Raw genomic sequence first — 17,773 nt, forward strand, 5'->3', positions numbered from 1 at the left:
AAGGAGTGTCCGTGTCCGTCCTACGCCTCGCCGCCGTCGCCCTGCTCGCCGCCATGCCCCTCGTCGCAGGCTGCTCGGAGGACCCCAAACCCGCGCCCGCCGCGCCCAAGGCCACGCCCGTCTCGGACATGGACATCGCGAAGTACCTGACCGACCACGGGGTGACGCAAGAGCTGCTGACGGCCGTGGACGACTTCCCGCTGAACGTCTCGGTGCGGCTCCCCTCGCATTGGTCCGCGTCCCAGGGGGTTCCGGGCCTCTACCTGCTCCTGCAGAACCCGAAGGCCAACTCGCCGGAGTTCCACCCGAACGCCTTCCTCAGAATCGCCAAACTCGCCGGGAACTTCGACCCGAAGCAGGCCATCTTGCGCGGAAGCGCAGGCCTCGCGCAGGCCAAGGGCTTCCAGAAGATCCGCGACTCGCTCGACGATTTCGACAATTTCCCCTCCGACCTCATCGAGTACACGTACGTCCAGGACGAGCAGCAGCGCAAAGAGTTCAAAGCCCAGCTCGACGAGCAACTGCGCCAGAGCGGCCAGACTCCCGACCCCCAGCAGCCGGTCGGCGACCTGAAACTGCACGTGCTCAACCGCTACGTCATCGCCGTCGCCGGCGACGACAAGTTCCTCGTCCAGCTCCAGGTCACGGTCACCGACGCGCAGACCCCCCAGCTCGCGGACGACATCAAGACCATCGACGAGGGCCTGCAGCTCGGCTTTAAAAAATAGCCAGTCTTTTTCGAAGCCGTTCCGCCCGCACGGGCTAAAATTGTGACATGGCTTACCATCAGCTGCTGTTTCGGGCCATGTACTTCGTCGGCTTCACGCCATGGGACGGCCATCTCCGGCCCGACCGGCTGACGAGCCTCGTCGAAGGCGGTAGCGCGCTTCCCCCGGGCCGGGCGCTCGACGTGGGCTGCGGCACCGGCGACGCTGCGATCTATCTCGCCCAGCACGGCTGGCGCGTCACCGGTGTGGACTTCACCCCGAAAGCGCTTGAGAAAGCCCGCCGGAAGGCGGCAGCCGCAGGCGCGGACGTCGACTTCGTCCGATCCGATGTGGCCGAACTGCGCGAGGCCGGGCTCACGCCCGGTTTCGACCTCGTCCTCGATTTCGGCCTGCTGCATGGGACGGACGACGAGACCAGGGCGGGGTACGCCCGCGAAGTCACCGCGCTCGCCGCCCCTGGCGGCACGCTGCTGCTCGTCGGCTTCCTGCCGGGGGAAGGCGGCCCGGTGCGCGGGATCGGCCAGGCCGAGCTGCTGCGCGCCCTCGGACAGGACTGGGCGCTCGTCGACTCGGGCGTCGGCCCGCACGGGCCGTTGCAACGGCAGGGCAGCATGCGCTGGTACGAGCTGCGCCGCGCGGTGTGACTACAAGCGGTTGGCGGAGACCACGCTCGACACAGCGGTCCGCAAGTCCTCGGCGGTGATGCTCATCAGGGCCTCCTCGGTCAGATCCGCCGGGTCGATATCGCCCTGGGTGAGCCGGAACTCGCGCTCCTCCTCCGCCGCCTCGATGACGTTGCGGACGAAACGACCGTTGCCCGCGAGGTCGACCAGACGCATCTCTTGGCCGCTCGAAGCGATCTTCGTCTGGTCGTAGAGGCGCTGGGTCTGCGTGATGAACTCCCGCATCGCCTCGGGCGTGATGATCGAGTCGCGGCGCTTCGCCTGGAACTCGGCGATCTTCCCCAGCTCGTCCGGGGTGTACGACTCGAACTGGATGCGCTTGGCGAACCGGGAGGCGAGACCCTCGTTCCCGGCGAGGAAGCGGTCGATCTCGTTGTCGTACCCGGCGATGATCACGACGAGCCGGTCGCGGTCGTTCTCCATCCGGGCCAGGAGCGTGTCGATGGCCTCCTTGCCGAACGCGTCGCCGCCGGACAGGCCGCTCTGGAGCAGGGTGTACGCCTCGTCGATGAACAGCACGCCGTCCATCGCCCGGTCGATCAGGGCCGTGGTCTTGATCGCCGTGGAGCCGAGGTGCTCGCCGACGAAGTCTTTACGGCTGGTCTCCAAGACGTTCGACGTCTTGAGCAGGCCGAGGCCGCAGTAGATCTTCGCGACCACCCGCGCGATGGTGGTCTTGCCCGTCCCGGGAGGGCCGGTGAAGGCGAGGTGCTGGCTCTTGGCCTGGCCGCCGCCGAGGCCCTTCTCGGCGCGCAACCGCGCCATCTGCACGGTGGCCTGCAGCCGCGCGACCTGCCGCTTGACCTCGGTCATGCCGATCTGCAGGTCGAGCTCCTGCTGCGCCTCGGCGAGCAGGATCTCGTTGTCCGCGGAACGCTTCTCCTCGGCCTCCGCGTCCTCCTGCTTCTTGATCTCCTCCTCGGAGGGCGCGGACGCGGGGTCCCACCGGTTGGTCCGCAGCGCGATGCGCTCCGGGTTGGTGGTCACGATGCGGAAGGTCGTCTCCTGCATGGCCCGCTTGTTCGCCTCGAACTCCGGAGCCTCGGCATAGATCCCCTCGAAGATCGCGCGCGCCTTCTCCGCCTCGCCCTGCTCGCGCAACACCAGGCCCCGGCTGTACTTCGCGGCGATCCGCGCCGCCGGGATCACGCCCGCCTCGGCCCGCTCCAACCGCTGCTCCGCCTGGCTGAACAGGCCCAGCTGGGCGCAGGAGGAGCCGACCATGAGATGCGCGCCCGACGCGAGGAACTGGTCCGTCCAGCCTGAGGACTCGCGCAACGCCACCAGCACGTCCGGCCACAGCTGCGTGCCGTAGTACAGGAAGCCGGTGATGTAGTCGACGATGGGGAACTTGCCGCCCGTGCGCTCGCGCAAATCCCTGAGCAACTGCTCCGCCTGGTCGAAGCTCTGCTCCCGGATCAAGAGGGAGGCCTTCGCCATCTGGATCTCGTTCCAGTCCGAGAGCGGGTAGTCGATGTACAGGCCGGTGGGGAACCGCCCGCCGAGCGTGCGGGGCGGCAGGCCGAGGCGGCGGTGCTCTGCGAACAGACTGCGGTCGCCGTTCTCATAGAGCCGGTTGACGACCTCGGGGGTGGCGACCTCCTTCGCCTCGGCCAGCATGGCGGCAAGTCCGAGCCACGCGTCGCTCATCGTCGGGTCCTGCCGCGAGGCCAGCTCGAAGGCCTTGCGGGCGTGGGCGAGGTCCCTCGGGGCTTCCTGGCCGTCGATGGGGATGCCCAAAGAAAGAATGCCGATGTCGAAGGACCTTCGGGCCGCGCGCGTGTCGTACAAGGTGCCCCCATGTGTAGGACGTGGACGAGTAAGTATCGGGAGGTTCTTCACGAAGCAACGCCTCCTCAAGCCGGACGCGTTGCGTTAGTCTTCGCGAAGAGACCTCCGGGGGCCATTCTATCTGGACGGGCCAGAGCGCGCAGCCCCAGGTCCAGGCGCAAGGCCGTCCGACTTCTTGCCGACCACGAGGAGCAGATTGCTCACAAACACTTCCCGCAGCCACGGCAGCCGCACCATCCACCACGCCCAGCGGGGGTGGTACCTGGGCAGCGCCGCGAGCAGCGTCGCGCCGGGCGGCAGCCGCCTCGCCCAATCCAGCCCGGCGGCGGCGCTCACCGCGAACAACGAAGTCCCGAACAGGTTTTTCGGCGCGTGCCCGTGCGCGCGGGCGTACCTCCGGGCGGCGTACCGCCCGCCCAGCCAGTGCCACCGCCCGGTCTCATGCCCGCCGAACGGGCCGAGCCACACCGTGTACGAGAAGACGACCATCCCGCCGGGACGGGCGACGCGCAGCAGCTCGTCCGCGAGCCGCCACGGCTCGGGGACGTGCTCGCCGACGTTCGAGGAGGCGACGAGGTCGAACGTGTTGTCCGCGAACGGCAAGCGCTGCCCGTCCCCCTGGACCGCGAGCACGCCCACAGCCAGCGCCTCTCGGCAGCCCTCGGGATCGGCGTCCACGAGCGCCGAGCGCTCCACGATCCCGGCGAGCGCCACGGCCGAGCGGCCTTCCGCGCCGCCGACGTCCAACGCGCGCAGCGTCGAGGGGCCGGCTTCCGGGCGCCAGGCCCGCCACGACGCGAGCAGGATCCGCACCCAGTCCTGCGCGAGCGGGTCGTAGAACTGGTCGGGGTCGGAGGATTCGAATCGGAAGGCCCGCAAGAGGCCGAGGGATCTGCGCAGCGTCGCGCCCTCTGCCAGGGCCGACCTGACAGCGCGCTGCCAGGTCTTTGCGTTAGGCTCGGTGACCATTATGGCTCAGCTTACCCAAGTCCTGCTCTTGAGCTGGCGGGATACCACCCATCCGCAAGGCGGGGGCAGCGAGCAGTACTTGGAGCGGGTCGGCGAGCTGCTCGCCGAGGAGGGCGTCGAGGTCGTCGTCCGCACCGCGCGACACCCCGGCTCGACGCGCGCCGAGACGCGCGCGGGCATGCGCTTCTCCAGGGGCGGCGGCAGGCTCACCGTGTATCCCCGGGCGTTGGCCGCGCTGGCCCTGGCCCGGTTCGGGATCGGCGGCCTCGCGGGTTTCCGCCCGGACGTCGTCGTGGACACCCACAACGGCATGGGCTTTTTCGCCAAACTGGCGACCCGCGCGCCGGTGGTGGTGCTGGTGCACCACTGCCACAAGGAGCAATGGCCGGTGGCGGGCAAGCTGCTCGGCAAGCTCGGCTGGTGGTTGGAGTCCACGGCCTCGCCATGGGTCCATCGCCGAGCCCAGTACCTCACCGTCTCGCTCCCCTCGCTCGAAGGGCTGGTGCGGCTCGGCGTTGCGCGCGAGCGGGCCGCCGTGGTCCGCGCCGGGGTCGACCACCCCCCCGAGGGCTCCCCCGTCGGCGGCCCCGCGACGCGGGATCCCCGCCCGACCTTGTGCGTCCTCACCCGGCTCGTGCCGCACAAGCGCGTGGAGGACGTGCTGGAAACGCTGGCGGCGCTGCGCGCGGACGGGCTCGCCGAGCTGCGCCTCGACGTCGTCGGGGACGGCTGGTGGGCGGGCAATCTCAAACGCCGGGCGCGCGAGCTCGGCGTCGCGGACGCGGTCGTGTTCCACGGCAGAGTCGACGAGGAGCGCAAACACGAAGTGCTCTCCCGGGCCTGGGTGCACGTCATGCCGTCGATGGCCGAGGGATGGGGGCTCGCCGTGATCGAAGCCGCGCTGCACGGCGTGCCGACGGTCGGCTACAGCGGCAGCGGCGGGCTGACCGACTCCATCCTCGACGGCGTGACCGGGCTGCTCGTCGACGGGCAGGACGCCCTCGCCCCCGCCGTGCGCGGCCTGGTCTGCGACCACCGGCTGCGCGAGTCCTTGGGCGAGAAGGCCCGCAGGCGGGCCCGGGAGTTCAGCTGGTCCCAGACCGCGACCGGCGTGCGCCAGGTCCTCGAAGCGGCGGTGCGCGGCGATCGGGTCTCCGGGCTGGTCGGGCCGTCGAACGACCGGTGACCTCCGTCCGGGCGGGAACTTGGGGAAGCCCGACATCCCGCGACGACTCGGCCGCTGCCCGCTCCGGCCCCTGTGTTCCACGGCGTGACAACGCTCTCCGCAAGCCGAAAAATCCCCCGGTCGGCGGCAAGGCCGCCCTAATCTGTCAGCCATGAGCGATATGAAAACGGTTTTTAGCCAGCTTGTCCCCACGCTGTCCCGCATCGTCTTCGGCTTTATCTTCTGGTTGGAGGGCACGCAGAAGATCTTCGGGTGGTGGAGCGGCTCCCCGACCGGCTCCGGCCACCCTGAGCCCTTCTTGAACTGGCCGTACTGGTGGGCGGGGATCTTCGAGATCGCCATCGGCACAGCACTTGTCGTCGGACTCAGAACCAGGCTCTTCGCGATCCTCGGCGCCGGCACGATGGCATACGCGTACTTCTTCACGCATCTGCCCGAGCATTGGAACTGGGAGCCCCTGGAGAACGGCGGAGCGTTCGCCGCCGTCTACTGCTGGGCGTTCCTCCTCCTCGCATTCGCCCCAGAGACCCGCTGGTCCCTTGACCGGCTGCCCCGCTGGTCCCTTGACCGGCTGCTCCGGGCGCGGCGCGGCGCGCACGATGCAACCCCGGCCTCGTCCCGGAAGCACGCCTCGACGGACTAGTCGAGGATCTCCTGCTGCTTCTTCTTCGCCTCGATGTGGTAGCCGTGGAGCACGGTGACGATCATCGAGATCGACACCACGCCCTCGGCGATGAAGAACGCCGCGAAGTCGATGAGCGAGCCGATCGGCGGGTCGCCCGGGACGGCGTTGCGCAGCGGGATGAGCGCGAAGAGCAGCGTGCCGAGGAAGCCGAGCCCGGACCAGAACAGCCCGAGCCTGCCGCTGCCGACGTACCAGGCGGCGATGAGCGCCGCGATGGTCAGGCTCCACATGAACACCATGATGAACACGGCGAACACGACCGTGCTCGTCGAGCGCTCCACTGTCGCCGCCGCGACGAACGTCCCCTCGGGCGGCGTGATCGTTTTGATGTTCCCAAGCCCCTGGGGCAGCCGGATGCTCTGCTCCTGCTGCGGCGCCAGCTGGAAGAACGAGTCGATGTTGGTGAAGACGATGTGGAGCGGGATCGGGCGCAGGTTCGGCGCCGTCCCAGAGAATGCCTGGAAGACGAAGTTCGTGGTGTAGCTGTCGAAGGGGTAGTCCGTGAGGACCCCGTTGAAGAGGCCGAATTTGACCGAGACGAACTCCGGGCGCTCGCCCGCCTTGAACGTCACGGTGGAGTTCGCGACCGCGTTGCTGAGGATGGTCACGTCTTCCTTCAAGGCATGCTTGCCCTCGTCCATGAGGAAGCCCGCCCCGAGCAGCCGCACTTGCGCGCTGACCGTCGCCGTCTTCGGGTCGATCTTCTGGACGAGGACGAGGATCCCCGCCTGGTCGGGCGCGGTGCTGTCGCCGAGGACGGTCGCCTGGTCCCTTTTATCCCGCTCGGCCCAGTACAGCGAGACGCTTCCCGCCGCGAGCAACACGACGACAAGCACCAAGAGGCTGATCCTGCCGATGTTGGGAAGACGCAGAGGGCCCCGAGTCGTCGTTGTCATGCCCGGCCTTTCCTCAGGTGCTCCGCCCGCCCGCGCATGGCGGGACGAGCCCTCGGCAGTTTACCTTTCTAGCCCAGCAGGCGGGGCCGTCGCCGAGGGGGAGCCGAACCAGCGGGCGAGCGCGCCGCGCAACGCGGGCGCGGCAGTCTCGGCGGGCTCCCCCGGCTCGGCGGCCCAGGCGATATGGGCGTCCGGACGGATCAGCAGCGCGTCGGCGGGCGGGCCGTCCGCGACCAGCTCGCGCGTCTCGACCCGGCCCTGCCACTGCGCCGCGACCTCGCGAAGATCCGCGCGGCCCGCCAGGTCGAGGAAGACCGGCCTGCCCGCGCGCATGAGCTCCGCGACGCTGGTCGGGCCAGAATCGGCGCGCAGCGCGAGGTCGGGCGCGAAGGCTCCGGCCAGCGGGTGCCGCGAACCAGGCGCCGGGTAGCGGATGTCGGAGCCCGCGATGAGGGAGCCGATCCGCCGCAACGCGGCCTCGTCGGCGGTGACGAGCTCGAGGAAAAGCTCCCGCAGCGCCGCCGAGGCCGGGTCGTGCCCGCGCCGCAGCGCCGCCTGGGCCTGGGTGTGCAGCAATGTCCGCTCGCCAGCGAAATGCCGCTCGTCGTGATACGTGTCCAGCAACCCGTCGGGGGCCCAGCCCGCGATCTCGGCGGCCAGCTTCCAGCCGAGGTTGGCCGCGTCGAGCATCCCCGCGCCGAGCGCCACGCCGCCGGAGGGGAACTGGTGCGCGGCGTCGCCCGCGACGAGGACCCGCCCGGCCCGGTACCGCTCGGCGTTGCGCGCCCCGAACGTGAAGCGGGTCAGGCGGGTCGGCTCCCCGAGCGGCAGTTCCGCGCCGAGCACGCGGCGGATGCTCCCCCGAAGCTCGTCCAGGGTCATCGGGACGTCGTCGTCGTGCTCGTGGTCTTCGTTCTCGCTGGTGTACACGCCGAAGTCGCCCGGCCCGTACGACGCGACGGCGAAGACGCCGCCCTCAGTCTGGGTGTAGCCCGAGCGGAGCCTGCCGTAGCCCTCGACGTCGTAGTCGCCGTCCGCGCGCAGCGTCACCGAGCTCGGCATCGTGGTCGACGCGAGCCGTTCGACCTCCGGACACGTGACGCCGGGGAAGGCGATCCCGGCCATCTCGCGGATCCGGCTGTGCACGCCGTCGCAGCCCACCAGGTACTGCGCGCTTGCCTGGTAGACGCCCTGCGGCCCGCGCACATGGGCCGTCACGGAGCCCTCCTCCTGGCTCAGCCCGACCACCTCGTGCCCGCGCCGCAGCTCGGCGCCCTGCTCGCGGACGTACTCGCCGAACAGCTCCTCAAGCTGCGGCTGCGGGAGCGAGACCGCCGCCATGGGCGGCTGCTCGAGCGGTGTGAAGTCGATGTGCAGCCCGCCGAAGGGGAAACGGGGCGTCGGGCGCGGCCTCGGCGAGGCGGCCTCGAAGCGCTCCAACAGGCCCCGGTAGCGCAACAGGTCCAAGATCCGCCCGCCAAGGCCCCCGGCCCTCGCCACCGGCCGGATCTGCGGCAGCCGGTCCAGCACCACGGTCCGGACTCCCGCCAGGCGCAGCTCGCCAGCCAGCATCAGGCCGGTCGGCCCCGCGCCGACGACGATCACATCGGCCACATCGGTCTCCGTCATTCGACACTCCCTCTCTGCGCAGATTCTGCGCTCGGCCAGCGAGTATGCCCCCCGGTCGGGCCTTGCTGCAAGCCCCCCTGCGGGCCCTATACTGAGAGTGGCGGGGAGAGTTCTTCCTCGCCCGTCCAGACCCGCTCAGCCCGCTGTGGTGATGCGGCGGACCTCCGCGTTCACCGCCTCCCAAAGCTCCTCGTCGGCGAGATCGTCGAGCCCGAGGCCCGCGCGGAGGAACGGCCCGAGGAGGCGCCATCCGAGCTGCAGGGCCACCGCGTGCCCGGCGGCGAGCCGGGCCTGGCGCTCGTCCTCGAACTCGGGCAGCACCTGGCCGAGGAAGGACTGCAGGCCGGGCTTGCGCTCCTGCAGCTCGGCCACGGGGTAGCCGTCGAGGATCGCCCGCAGCATCAGCCGCATGTGCAGCTCCCCGACCGCTCTGGCCCCTTCCGGACCCGCGCCGGACTCGCGGGCCGCCGTCGCCGTGTCGGCCAAATGCTGCAACGTCGCGCCGAGAAGGCGGTCCTTGCTGCCGAAATGCCGGTGCACCAGTCCGTGGTTCACCCCGGCAAGGGCCGCGACCTCGCGGACGGACGTCGCGCGGGGGCCCTTCTCCGCGAACAGCGACGCGGCGGCCGACAGCACCGCCTCGACGACCTCCTCCTTGCCGACCGGCTTCGGGCCGCGCGAGGCACTCGTCGCACCAGCGTCTGTAGTCATTCGTGTACACTAGCATCCACCACCCGTAGTCAATTGACTACATGCAAGAGAACGCTATCGCTGACCAGGAAAGGAACGACATTATGGACACTGGGGTCAGTGTGACCAAACTGGGCGAGCACATCGGGGCGCGCGTCGACGGGGTCCGGCTCGGGGGCGACATGGACCCGAAGGCCCTCGAAATTGTCCACCGGGCGTGGCTGGAGCACAAAGTCGTCTTCTTCCGTGGCCAGCACCATCTCGACGACGACGCGCAGTACGCGTTCGCCGAACGCATGGGCGTCCCCACCTCCGCGCATCCGACGTTGCGGTCCGCCGACGTCAAAGTGCTCGCGCTCGACTCCGAGGAAGGCGGGCGGGCCAACCGGTGGCACACCGACGTGACGTTCTGCGACCGCCCGCCCAAGGCCTCGATCCTGCGCGCGGTCACGCTCCCCCCGTACGGCGGCAGCACCTGCTGGGCCAACACCGCCACCGCCTACGAGCAGCTGCCCGCCTCGTTGCGGGCCCTCGCCGACGGGCTGTGGGCCGTGCACACCAACGAGTTCGACTACGCGGCGCTCTCCGTCGAGCAGCAGGCGCTCGCGCGGAGCATGGCAGGCGGCGCAGCGGCCAAGTTCGCCTCGGTCCGGTTCGAGACCGAGCATCCGGTGGTGCGCACGCACCCCGAGACCGGCGAGCGCGCCCTGCTGCTCGGCGCGTTCGCCAAACGGATCCTCGGCGTCTCGGCCGAGGAGTCCCAGGCGCTCCTCCGGTCGTTCCACGACCGGACCACCCGGCTGGAGAACACCATCCGCTGGAACTGGGCGCCCGGCGACGTGGCGATGTGGGACAACCGCGCCACCCAGCACTACGCCGTCTCCGACTACGGCGACCACCGCAGGGTCATGCGCCGCGTCACCCTCGCGGGCGACGTCCCGGCCAACGCCTCGGGCGAGCAAAGCCGCGTCGTCGCGGGCGACGCCTCGGAGTACTCCGTCATCGACACCCCCAAGCCCCTTGCCTCCTCGGCCGCCTGAGCGGGACGCGGAAGGCCCGGCGGACTCCGCCGCGCCGTGGCGGGTCGCGGCGGACCGGCTGGGCGGGGCGCCCGCGCTCGTCCAAGCCGTCGCCCCGACCGCCGTGTTCGCCGTGGTCTCGGCGACAGCAGGACTCGCTCCCGCTGCTGTCGCGGCCGCCGGAGCGGGAATCGCGGTCGTGGCGGGCCGGGCCGCGCTCGGCCTGCCCGCCCGGCCCGCGCTCCTCGGGCTCGTCCTGCTCGTCGTGTCGCTGTGCTTGGCCCTCAACACCGGCAAAGCCGAAGACTTCTACGCGATCGGGATATGGACGAGCCTCGGAGTCGCCGTGGCCGGGCTCGCGTCGATAGCGGCCCGCCGCCCGCTCATGGGCTACCTCTGGGGGTGGGCGCTGGGCCACGGCCTCGCGTGGCGGCGGGCGGACGAGGCGGTCCGGGCGTTCAGCTGGGCCACCGGGGCGACCGTCCTCGTCCATCTCGCGCGCTTCGCCGTGCAGCAAAGCCTCTACCGCGCCGGGCACGTCGGGTGGCTCGCCGCCGCCCGGCTCGTCATGGGCTGGCCGCTCACGGTCGCCGTGCTCGTCGCGGTCTACCCGTTGATCGTCCGGGCGGACAACGCGATCCGCCGCAGCGGGGCGGATGGCCCGGCCCTTCCCGTCGCGATGGGAACCGGCACGCACTAGCATGGAGGCCGTGCCGATAGCGTCGGAAGTCTCGCGGTCGTGGTTGCTGGTGAACGCAGGGGCCGAGGCGGCTTTCGAGCCCGCGCTCGCCTCCGCCGCCGACGAGGTCATCCTCGACCTCGAAGACGCGGTCGCCCCGAGCGAGAAAGAATCCGCCCGCCGCCGCGTGGTCGAGTTCTTGAACGCGGGCAACCGGGCGTGGGTCCGGATCAACGACGCTTCCAGCGAGTTCTGGTCCGCCGACTGCCGCGAGCTGGCGGGCGCCGGCGGGCTCAAAGGGGTCGTGCTCGCGAAGACGGAGGGCGGGAACCACGTGTGGGACACCGCCGCCCGGCTCGGCGACGTGCCGGTCGTCGCGCTCGTCGAGACCGCGCGCGGCCTCGCCCGCGTGCACGACATCGCCGGGGCCAGGCCGTGTTTCCGGATCGCGTTCGGCGTGAACGACTACACGCTCGACATCGGGGCGGCGAACGATCCGCTCGCCTTGGCGTACAGCCGCTCCCAGCTGGTCGTCGCCTCCCGCGCGGCGCATCTGCCGGGCCCGATCGACGGGCCGACGCGCGGCGCGGACGGGCTCGCCGAGGCTGTCGCCCTCACCAAGACGATGGGCATGACCGGCAAGCTCGCGCTCGACCCCGCCCAAGCCCCGGCCATCAACGCGGGCCTCAGCCCGTCCGCCGAAGACGTGCGGTGGGCCGAAGAGTTCGTCGAGCAGTTCAACAGCAGCGGCGGCAAGCCCGCGGACGGCAGCGACCTGCCCCGGCTGCACCGCGCCACAGCGCTCATCGCCAAGGCCGAGTCGCTCGGCCTGCGGGGCGAGCAGGACTGATCGCCCCGCTCAGGCTCCCCCGCCGGAGCCCAAGAGCGCGCCCACCTCGCCAACCGGGAGCCCGTACGAGACGTGCCCGTCGCGCCCGACCATGGTGTCGGCCGCGACCAAGGCGTTGAGCACCGCCTCCTCGACGGCCTGCACCGTGGCCGCGTGCAGCGCGTCGATCCGGTTCCACGGCAGGGCGACCGACGCGACCAGCTCCGCCTCGCTCGGGCTGCCGGTCGGGAAACCGGTGTCCGAGGGGCGGTCGTTCGCCACCGAGAACGCGAGGAACAGATCGCCGGAGAACACGCTGCCCGAGGTTCCGGTGCGGGCCAGGCCGAGCGGCACCCGACGGGCGAGGGCCGCGCATTGGTGCCCCGTCAACGGCGCGTCTGTCGCGACGACAACGATCACCGACCCGGCTCCCCCCGGAGCGCTCGCCGCGCCATGGGCCCAGTCGCCCTCCTCCATCGGGTTGGGGACGTCCAGCAGCGTGCCGACGTTCCGGCCACGGATCACGAGCTCGTGCCGCGAGCCGAAGTTGGCCTGCAGGAACACGCCGACCGTGTAGTCCGCCCCGCCGAACGGCACCAGGCGCGAGGCCGTCCCGCTGCCGCCCTTGAAGCCATAGCAGTTCATGCCCGTGCCGCCGCCCACCGATCCTTCTTCGAGCGGTCCGCGCGCCGCCCCGTCGAGCGCCGCGACAGCGTCGTCCGGCGAGACATGCTCGCCGTTGATATCGTGCAAGTAGCCGTCCCAGGTCTCCGCGCACACCGGCAACAACCACTCGCGCGCCAAAGCCGGGTGGCGCCGGTTGATCCACCGGATCGTCCCGGTGTGGCAGGCTCCGACCGCGTGCGTGCTGGAGATCGTGATCGGCAGCGCCGCCTGTCCCGTCTCCCCGATCCACGCGGCTCCGGTCATCTCGCCGTTGCCGTTGAGCGTGTGCAGGCCCGCCGCCACGGGACGGCCTGTCCCGTCCCGTCCACGGGGGAAGATGGCGGTGACGCCGGTGCGCACCGGGCCCTCGCCGACGACGAGGGGACCGGACCCCGAGACCAAGGTGCGGTAGCCGACTTCGACCCCCGGGACGTCGGTGATCGCGTTCCACGGCCCGGGGACGCCCTCCGGCGCCCAGCCGAGCGCTCGGGCACGGGGCCTGCCCGTCGGCGAGAAGCCTGCGGGACCGGCGGGCGGGGCCGTCATAGCGCCGCCCCCTCGTGGTCGCGGCGATGGATGTCCGCGCATCGGGTCGCCATCCGCGCGTACGCGGAGATCAGCTCGATCGCGTCGGCCCTGGTCAACGTTCGATTGCCGCCGACAATGTGCAACCCGTACGCGTCTTCGAGCGCGACGAGGTGGCGGGCGATGGTGAGCGTCGGGGCGATGGGCGCGAACACGCCCTGGGCGACGCCTGCCTCAAGCGCGACCGCGTAGACGGCGACCTGTTTGTCGTGCAGCGCGCCGAGCAGCTCCCCGTGCTCCGCGCTCGAAGCCCGATAGGCGGCCAATCGGTACAACGAGGCGACCAACGGGTCCCCGCCCGCGGACGGAAGGCCCGACTCGATGAGCGCTTCGATCTTCTCCCTGCCGTCCGCGATGGAAGTGGCCAGCTCGAGGCGCGCGGCGAAGAAACGGTCGGAAGCCGCCGCGTGCACGGCGCGGAGCAACGTCGCCCGGTCGTCGAAGTAGTAGTGCACCGTTCCCGTGGTGACGTTGGCCGCCCGGGCCACGTCCCTGATCTGCAATCCGTCCGGACCCGATGTGCCGACTGCGGCGAGCGCGGCGGCGAGCAAAGCCCCGCGGGCTTCTTCTTGGTTTTTCCTTCGCGCCATCGCATCTCCTTTATCTGATTCGAGATTAACATAATGTTTTCGAGAAAAATCTATACAAGCAGCACTTATAGTCAAAGATTTCATTATGAATGAAGAAATAGGCAACGCTCGTGGCGCCGCCTCCGGCCCGGTCGCGCCAGAAGCCTACGTCCAGGAGCTGTCTCGGAGCTTGACCGCGCGCGACGCGGTGCTCATCACGCTCTCCGCGATCACCCCCGCGTCGAGCGTGTTCGTCATCGTGCCCTCGGTCCTGCTCGCGGCGGGCGGGGCTTCCGTTCTCGTGATGCTCGCCGCCGCCGGGCTCTGCGTCGCGGTCGGCCTGTGCTACGCCGAGCTCGCCGCCCGTTACCCCATCGCGGGCGGCGAGTACACCTGGGCGGCTCGACTGCTGGGCCGGACCGCAGGCTTCGCCGCGTTCGTGCTGACGATGTCGACCGGGCTGCTCGTCATCGCCGTCGTGGCGCTCGGCGCGGGCGACTACCTCGGTGTGGCCGTCCCCGGATTGGGCGGGAAATGGATCGGCGTCGCGGTCATCGCGGCGACGACCGTCCTCGCGTTGGCCCACATCCGGGCCAACGCATGGGTCACCGGGGCATTCCTCCTCGTGGAGGTGGCCGCCATCGCGGTCCTGACCGTCGTCGGCTTCGCCCACCCGGCGCGCGGCCCGGGGGAATTCCTGCGCGCGACCATGGCGGACGGGGCGGCAATCGCAGACGCGCGGCTCGTCATGGTGGTCGCGGCGATACCGGTGGCGCTGTTCTCCTACAACGGCTACGGCTCCGCCGTCTACTACGCCGAAGAGACCAGGGACGCGAGCCGGGTCATCGGGAAAATCGTCCTGGCGTGCCTCGCCGCGGCTGTCGTGATCGAGGTCGCCCCGCTCGCGGCGGTCGTCGTCGGCGCGCCGTCGATGGCGGACCTGCTCCACAGCGCCGCCCCGATGAGCTACGTCCTCGAAACCCGGGCCGGGCATACGGCGAGCGTCGTGGTCAGCCTCGGCGTCGCGGTCGCCATCATCAACGCCGTCATCGCCCTGGTCCTGCAAATGGCCCGGCTCTTGTTCAGCTCCGCGCGCGACGGAAGCTGGCCGCTCGGCATGGACGCGGCGCTTTCCCGGGTGTCGCGCCGCACGCGCACGCCGGTGGCGGCGACGCTGGCGGTGGGCGGGGCGGCCGCCTCGATCGCGGCGGCGGTGCCGCTGCCCTGGCTCGTCGTCGCCACCGGGACGAGCCTGATCCCCCTGTACACCGTCGTGGCAGCCGCCGCGCTGCTCGTGCGGAAGCAGCCGAGGAACGGCGGATACTCGATGCCGTGGTGGCCGCTGCCCCCGCTGGTCGTCATTGCCGCGATGGCGCTCATCGCCTGGAGCGCCGTCCGGGCGAATTGGACGCCCGTCGCGATGAGCGCGGGGATGCTCGTGCTCGGCGCGCTGTACTACCGCTGCTATCTCCGACCCCGGCTCGGCGGACGATGGTCGCTGCCCGAACCGCCCGCCTGAGCGCTCGGCTGCCGGACTCCGCGCGGGCTGCGCAGTCTCGGCGTAGCATCAACGCGACGAAAGGTGCAGACCATGCAGGCAACGGTCACCCCCGCGGCCGAGAACGCCATCGCCGACATCGCCAACCGCCACGGGCTCAGCCGCGAGGCAGTGCTGGCCATGCTGCTCGCCGTCAACGCGGGCGGCGGCACTATGGCGCAGTTCGCCATCCCCGAGCTCGGCGGGTCCGGGCAATGGATGCAGGGCGGCATGACGATGGTCGGGGACATGTTCAACTACACGCTCAAAGCGCGCGTCGATTCGCTGTGCGGCGAGCTGTCCCAACTGCTCGCGAGCACCACGGTGTTCCCCGCAGCCGCTCCGGGCGCGTTCGCCTCGGCCAACTGGTGGCCCGCCGATCTCGGCGTCCCGAGCTCGACAGGCGGGCAGAACGACGCGCGCTACGCGATCTTCCCGGGCGCCCGGCGGCTGGCGGTCCAGGCGGGCGGGGCGACAAGGATTTTCGACACCGGCGACCATCAGATCGGCGGCGTGCAGCAGCAACAGGGCGGCAGCACGGGCACGGTCAGCTTCACCAGCCAGTTCGGCACCTTCGACGTGTCGAGCCTGCGCGAGCTCGGCGCGCAACACGCGGCCGAGGCCTCCGCTCCGGCTCCCGCCCCGCAGCACCTCGCCGACCCCGCGCCGCACTTCGCGCCGCACTTCGCGCCGCAGTCACCGCCGCAGCCGCAGCCGCAGCCGCCCGAGCCTGCTCCCCCTGCGCCTGGAGACCACGGCGCCATCATCGCGGCCATCGAGTCGCTCGCCGGGCTGCACCAGCGCGGCGTCCTCACCGACGAAGAGTTCGCCGCGAAGAAGACGGAGCTGCTCGGCAGGCTGTGAGACGGGGCTGAAATCCCTCGCGGCGAGCGGGCCGACGGCCAGGCCCGCCCGGGCCTAGCGGGCCGGACTGGGCTTGTCGGTGCCCGAAGTCCCGGCGGGCTGAGGACTTTCGGCCATATTCCGGAGTTCTCGCGCGGCATAGCGTCGAAGGTGTCCGAAACGATCGGGCGGAACACCAGCGACGAGGAGAGCGAGATGCGGGCCCGCGACATCATGAGCAGTCCGGTCGTCACCGTCACGCCGGACACGTCGATCCACGAGGCGACCGCCGTGTTGGCCGCGCGGGGATTCACCAGCCTGCCCGTGGTCGACAAGGACAAGCACCTCGTCGGCATGGTCGGCGAGGACGAGCTGATGCGCGTGCAGGCCTCCCTCAGCGACCACCCGGTCGCCTCGACCGTGGAATCCGCGATGCGGGTCCAGAGCGCGGGCGCGAGCCTGTGGAGCCCGGCCTCGGAGCTGGCGGCCTTGCTCGCCGAAGAGGGCGCGCGCTGCGTCCCGGTCCTGCAAGACCGCTATGTCGTCGGGATCGTCACCCGCCGCGACCTGCTCAAAGCGCTCTCCCGCGACGAGCGGGCGATCTTGCGCGACGTGCGCGCCCGGTTGTCGCATTACGCCGGGGCCCAGCAGTGGGCCGTCGAGATCAACAACGGGACCGTCGCAGTCGAAGGCCGTATCAGCGCCGCCGAGGACCCCATGGTCGTCACCGCGCTCGTCGACTCGATTCCCGGCGTGACCGCCGTGAAGCTCCTCAACCTCGAAAGCAGCGAACTCCCCGCATGAACGCAGGCGGCCAGGCGCCGACCGGCCTCGTCAACCCCGGAAGGAAGAGATCAGCAATGAGCACCGCGCACGAACCCCGCAGCATCGTCGCCGGAGTCGACGGGTCGGCCACAGCCCTCCAGGCGGTCGCCTGGGCCGCGGCTGAGGCCGTGCGGCGCAACGCGCCGCTCTGCCTCGCCCACTCGGTGGACTACACCGGCATCGCGTTCGGCTACAACCTCGGCTTCTCGCAGAGCTTCTTCGACGCCATGGAGAACAGCACCACGGCCTTCCTCGCCGAGGCCGAGCGCACAGCCCGCGCCATCGCGCCGAAGGCAGAGATCCACAGCAAACAGCTGTCCGGGCCGCCTGCGGCGACGCTCGTCGAGCTGTCCAAAGAGGCTCTGCTCACCGTCGTCGGGGCGAGGGGCACGGGCGGTTTCGCCGAATTGCTCGCCGGATCGGTCGCCATCGACCTCGCGGCGCGGGCGCACAGCCCGGTGGTGGTCGTGCGAGAGGCGGAAGAGGGCGGGGCTTCCCACGCCGACGGGCCTGTGGTCGTCGGCGTCGACGGCTCGCCGAGCAGCGAAGAGGCCGTCGCGTGGGCCTTCGAGGAGGCTTCGTTCCTCGGGGCCGAGCTCGTCGCGATGCACGCCTGGGCGGAGCTGCCCTCGCCGACCATCTACACCTACGGGACCGAGTATCTCGCGGACTGGGACGACGCGAAGAACCGGCACGAGGAGATCCTCGCCGAGCGGCTCGCGGGCTGGCAGGAGAAATACCCGGACGTCCAGGTGCGTCGCGAGATCGTCAGCTGGTCGCCGAAGGACACCCTCGTCCGGCACTCCAAGAAGGCCCAGCTCGTCGTCGTCGGCAGCAGGGGCCGGGGCGAGCTCGTCGGCGCGCTGCTCGGCTCGACCGGACGCGCGCTCATCCATCACGCGCACTGCCCGGTCCTCGTCGTCCGGCCGCACGCCTCCCGGAAGGACAAGGCATGATGGCCAAG

At 70.8% G+C, this 17,773-nt stretch carries 18 protein-coding genes; 11 read left to right on the top strand and 7 right to left on the bottom strand.

The window, feature by feature from the left end:
• Positions 1-11 precede the first annotated feature (11 nt).
• Positions 12-728: an LpqN/LpqT family lipoprotein gene (locus ACRC20_RS02440; RefSeq protein ID WP_438684748.1), complete on the top strand. Its 717-nt coding sequence runs from the start codon at positions 12-14 to the stop codon at positions 726-728.
• Positions 729-775: 47 nt separating this feature from the next.
• The gene (locus tag ACRC20_RS02445) at positions 776-1,372 is read left to right on the top strand and encodes a class I SAM-dependent methyltransferase (RefSeq protein ID WP_438684749.1); all 597 of its coding nucleotides are present in this window, start codon (positions 776-778) and stop codon (positions 1,370-1,372) included.
• On the opposite strand, the gene eccA is transcribed toward ACRC20_RS02445, so the two are convergent.
• Together eccA and ACRC20_RS02455 are read right to left on the bottom strand one after the other, a co-directional pair.
• The gene (gene eccA, locus ACRC20_RS02450) at positions 1,373-3,202 is read right to left on the bottom strand and encodes a type VII secretion AAA-ATPase EccA (protein WP_438684750.1); all 1,830 of its coding nucleotides are present in this window, start codon (positions 3,200-3,202) and stop codon (positions 1,373-1,375) included.
• Positions 3,203-3,319: 117 nt separating this feature from the next.
• The gene (locus ACRC20_RS02455) at positions 3,320-4,171 is read right to left on the bottom strand and encodes a class I SAM-dependent methyltransferase (RefSeq protein WP_438684751.1); all 852 of its coding nucleotides are present in this window, start codon (positions 4,169-4,171) and stop codon (positions 3,320-3,322) included.
• Between the two features lies 1 nt (position 4,172).
• Between ACRC20_RS02455 and ACRC20_RS02460 the strand changes: the two genes are divergently transcribed.
• Both ACRC20_RS02460 and ACRC20_RS02465 read left to right on the top strand, forming a co-directional pair.
• Complete coding sequence (locus ACRC20_RS02460) at positions 4,173-5,357, top strand: glycosyltransferase family 4 protein (protein ID WP_438684752.1); 1,185 nt, start codon at positions 4,173-4,175, stop codon at positions 5,355-5,357.
• 160 nt (positions 5,358-5,517) lie between these two features.
• Positions 5,518-6,000 (top strand): DoxX family protein, encoded by a 483-nt coding sequence (locus ACRC20_RS02465; protein WP_438684779.1) that lies wholly within the window; start codon positions 5,518-5,520, stop codon positions 5,998-6,000.
• Here ACRC20_RS02465 and ACRC20_RS02470 read toward each other — a convergent pair.
• The 3 genes from ACRC20_RS02470 to ACRC20_RS02480 all read right to left on the bottom strand — a co-directional run bounded on the left by ACRC20_RS02470 (position 5,997) and on the right by ACRC20_RS02480 (position 9,278).
• Positions 5,997-6,938 (bottom strand): DUF4436 family protein, encoded by a 942-nt coding sequence (locus tag ACRC20_RS02470; protein ID WP_438684753.1) that lies wholly within the window; start codon positions 6,936-6,938, stop codon positions 5,997-5,999. The two genes, ACRC20_RS02465 and ACRC20_RS02470, sit on opposite strands and share 4 nt — an antisense overlap.
• Positions 6,939-6,998: 60 nt before the next feature.
• Positions 6,999-8,567: an FAD-dependent monooxygenase gene (locus tag ACRC20_RS02475; RefSeq protein ID WP_438684754.1), complete on the bottom strand. Its 1,569-nt coding sequence runs from the start codon at positions 8,565-8,567 to the stop codon at positions 6,999-7,001.
• A 135-nt stretch (positions 8,568-8,702) separates the two neighbouring features.
• Positions 8,703-9,278 (bottom strand): TetR/AcrR family transcriptional regulator, encoded by a 576-nt coding sequence (locus ACRC20_RS02480; protein WP_438684755.1) that lies wholly within the window; start codon positions 9,276-9,278, stop codon positions 8,703-8,705.
• An 83-nt stretch (positions 9,279-9,361) separates the two neighbouring features.
• Here ACRC20_RS02480 and ACRC20_RS02485 point away from each other — a divergent pair, with 83 nt between their 5' ends.
• From ACRC20_RS02485 to ACRC20_RS02495, 3 genes are read left to right on the top strand one after another with little or no spacing between them, the layout of a single operon-like run.
• The gene (locus ACRC20_RS02485) at positions 9,362-10,297 is read left to right on the top strand and encodes a TauD/TfdA dioxygenase family protein (protein ID WP_438684756.1); all 936 of its coding nucleotides are present in this window, start codon (positions 9,362-9,364) and stop codon (positions 10,295-10,297) included.
• Positions 10,278-10,976, top strand: coding sequence for a DUF3159 domain-containing protein (locus ACRC20_RS02490; RefSeq protein ID WP_438684757.1), 699 nt, complete (start codon positions 10,278-10,280; stop codon positions 10,974-10,976). The genes ACRC20_RS02485 and ACRC20_RS02490 overlap by 20 nt, the downstream gene beginning before the upstream one ends.
• Before the next feature lies 1 nt (position 10,977).
• The gene (locus ACRC20_RS02495) at positions 10,978-11,805 is read left to right on the top strand and encodes an HpcH/HpaI aldolase/citrate lyase family protein (protein ID WP_438684758.1); all 828 of its coding nucleotides are present in this window, start codon (positions 10,978-10,980) and stop codon (positions 11,803-11,805) included.
• A gap of 9 nt (positions 11,806-11,814) precedes the next feature.
• On the opposite strand, the gene ACRC20_RS02500 is transcribed toward ACRC20_RS02495, so the two are convergent.
• Positions 11,815-12,996, bottom strand: a complete 1,182-nt coding sequence (locus tag ACRC20_RS02500; RefSeq protein WP_438684759.1) for a DmpA family aminopeptidase — start codon at positions 12,994-12,996, stop codon at positions 11,815-11,817.
• Positions 12,993-13,625, bottom strand: a complete 633-nt coding sequence (locus ACRC20_RS02505) for a TetR/AcrR family transcriptional regulator (protein ID WP_438684760.1) — start codon at positions 13,623-13,625, stop codon at positions 12,993-12,995. Before ACRC20_RS02505 ends, ACRC20_RS02500 begins: the two co-directional genes overlap by 4 nt.
• Positions 13,626-13,710: 85 nt before the next feature.
• Here ACRC20_RS02505 and ACRC20_RS02510 point away from each other — a divergent pair, with 85 nt between their 5' ends.
• The 4 genes from ACRC20_RS02510 (at position 13,711) to ACRC20_RS02525 (ending at position 17,765) form a co-directional block, all read left to right on the top strand.
• Positions 13,711-15,123 (top strand): APC family permease, encoded by a 1,413-nt coding sequence (locus tag ACRC20_RS02510; protein WP_438684761.1) that lies wholly within the window; start codon positions 13,711-13,713, stop codon positions 15,121-15,123.
• A gap of 72 nt (positions 15,124-15,195) precedes the next feature.
• Complete coding sequence (locus tag ACRC20_RS02515) at positions 15,196-16,005, top strand: SHOCT domain-containing protein (protein WP_438684762.1); 810 nt, start codon at positions 15,196-15,198, stop codon at positions 16,003-16,005.
• A 150-nt stretch (positions 16,006-16,155) separates the two neighbouring features.
• Positions 16,156-16,788, top strand: a complete 633-nt coding sequence (locus ACRC20_RS02520) for a CBS domain-containing protein (protein WP_438684763.1) — start codon at positions 16,156-16,158, stop codon at positions 16,786-16,788.
• 56 nt (positions 16,789-16,844) lie between these two features.
• Positions 16,845-17,765 (top strand): universal stress protein, encoded by a 921-nt coding sequence (locus ACRC20_RS02525; RefSeq protein WP_438684764.1) that lies wholly within the window; start codon positions 16,845-16,847, stop codon positions 17,763-17,765.
• Positions 17,766-17,773: the final 8 nt, after the last annotated feature.

It is taken from the genome of Segniliparus sp. (genome assembly GCF_051660745.1).
Classification (GTDB): Bacteria; Actinomycetota; Actinomycetes; order Mycobacteriales; family Mycobacteriaceae; genus Segniliparus.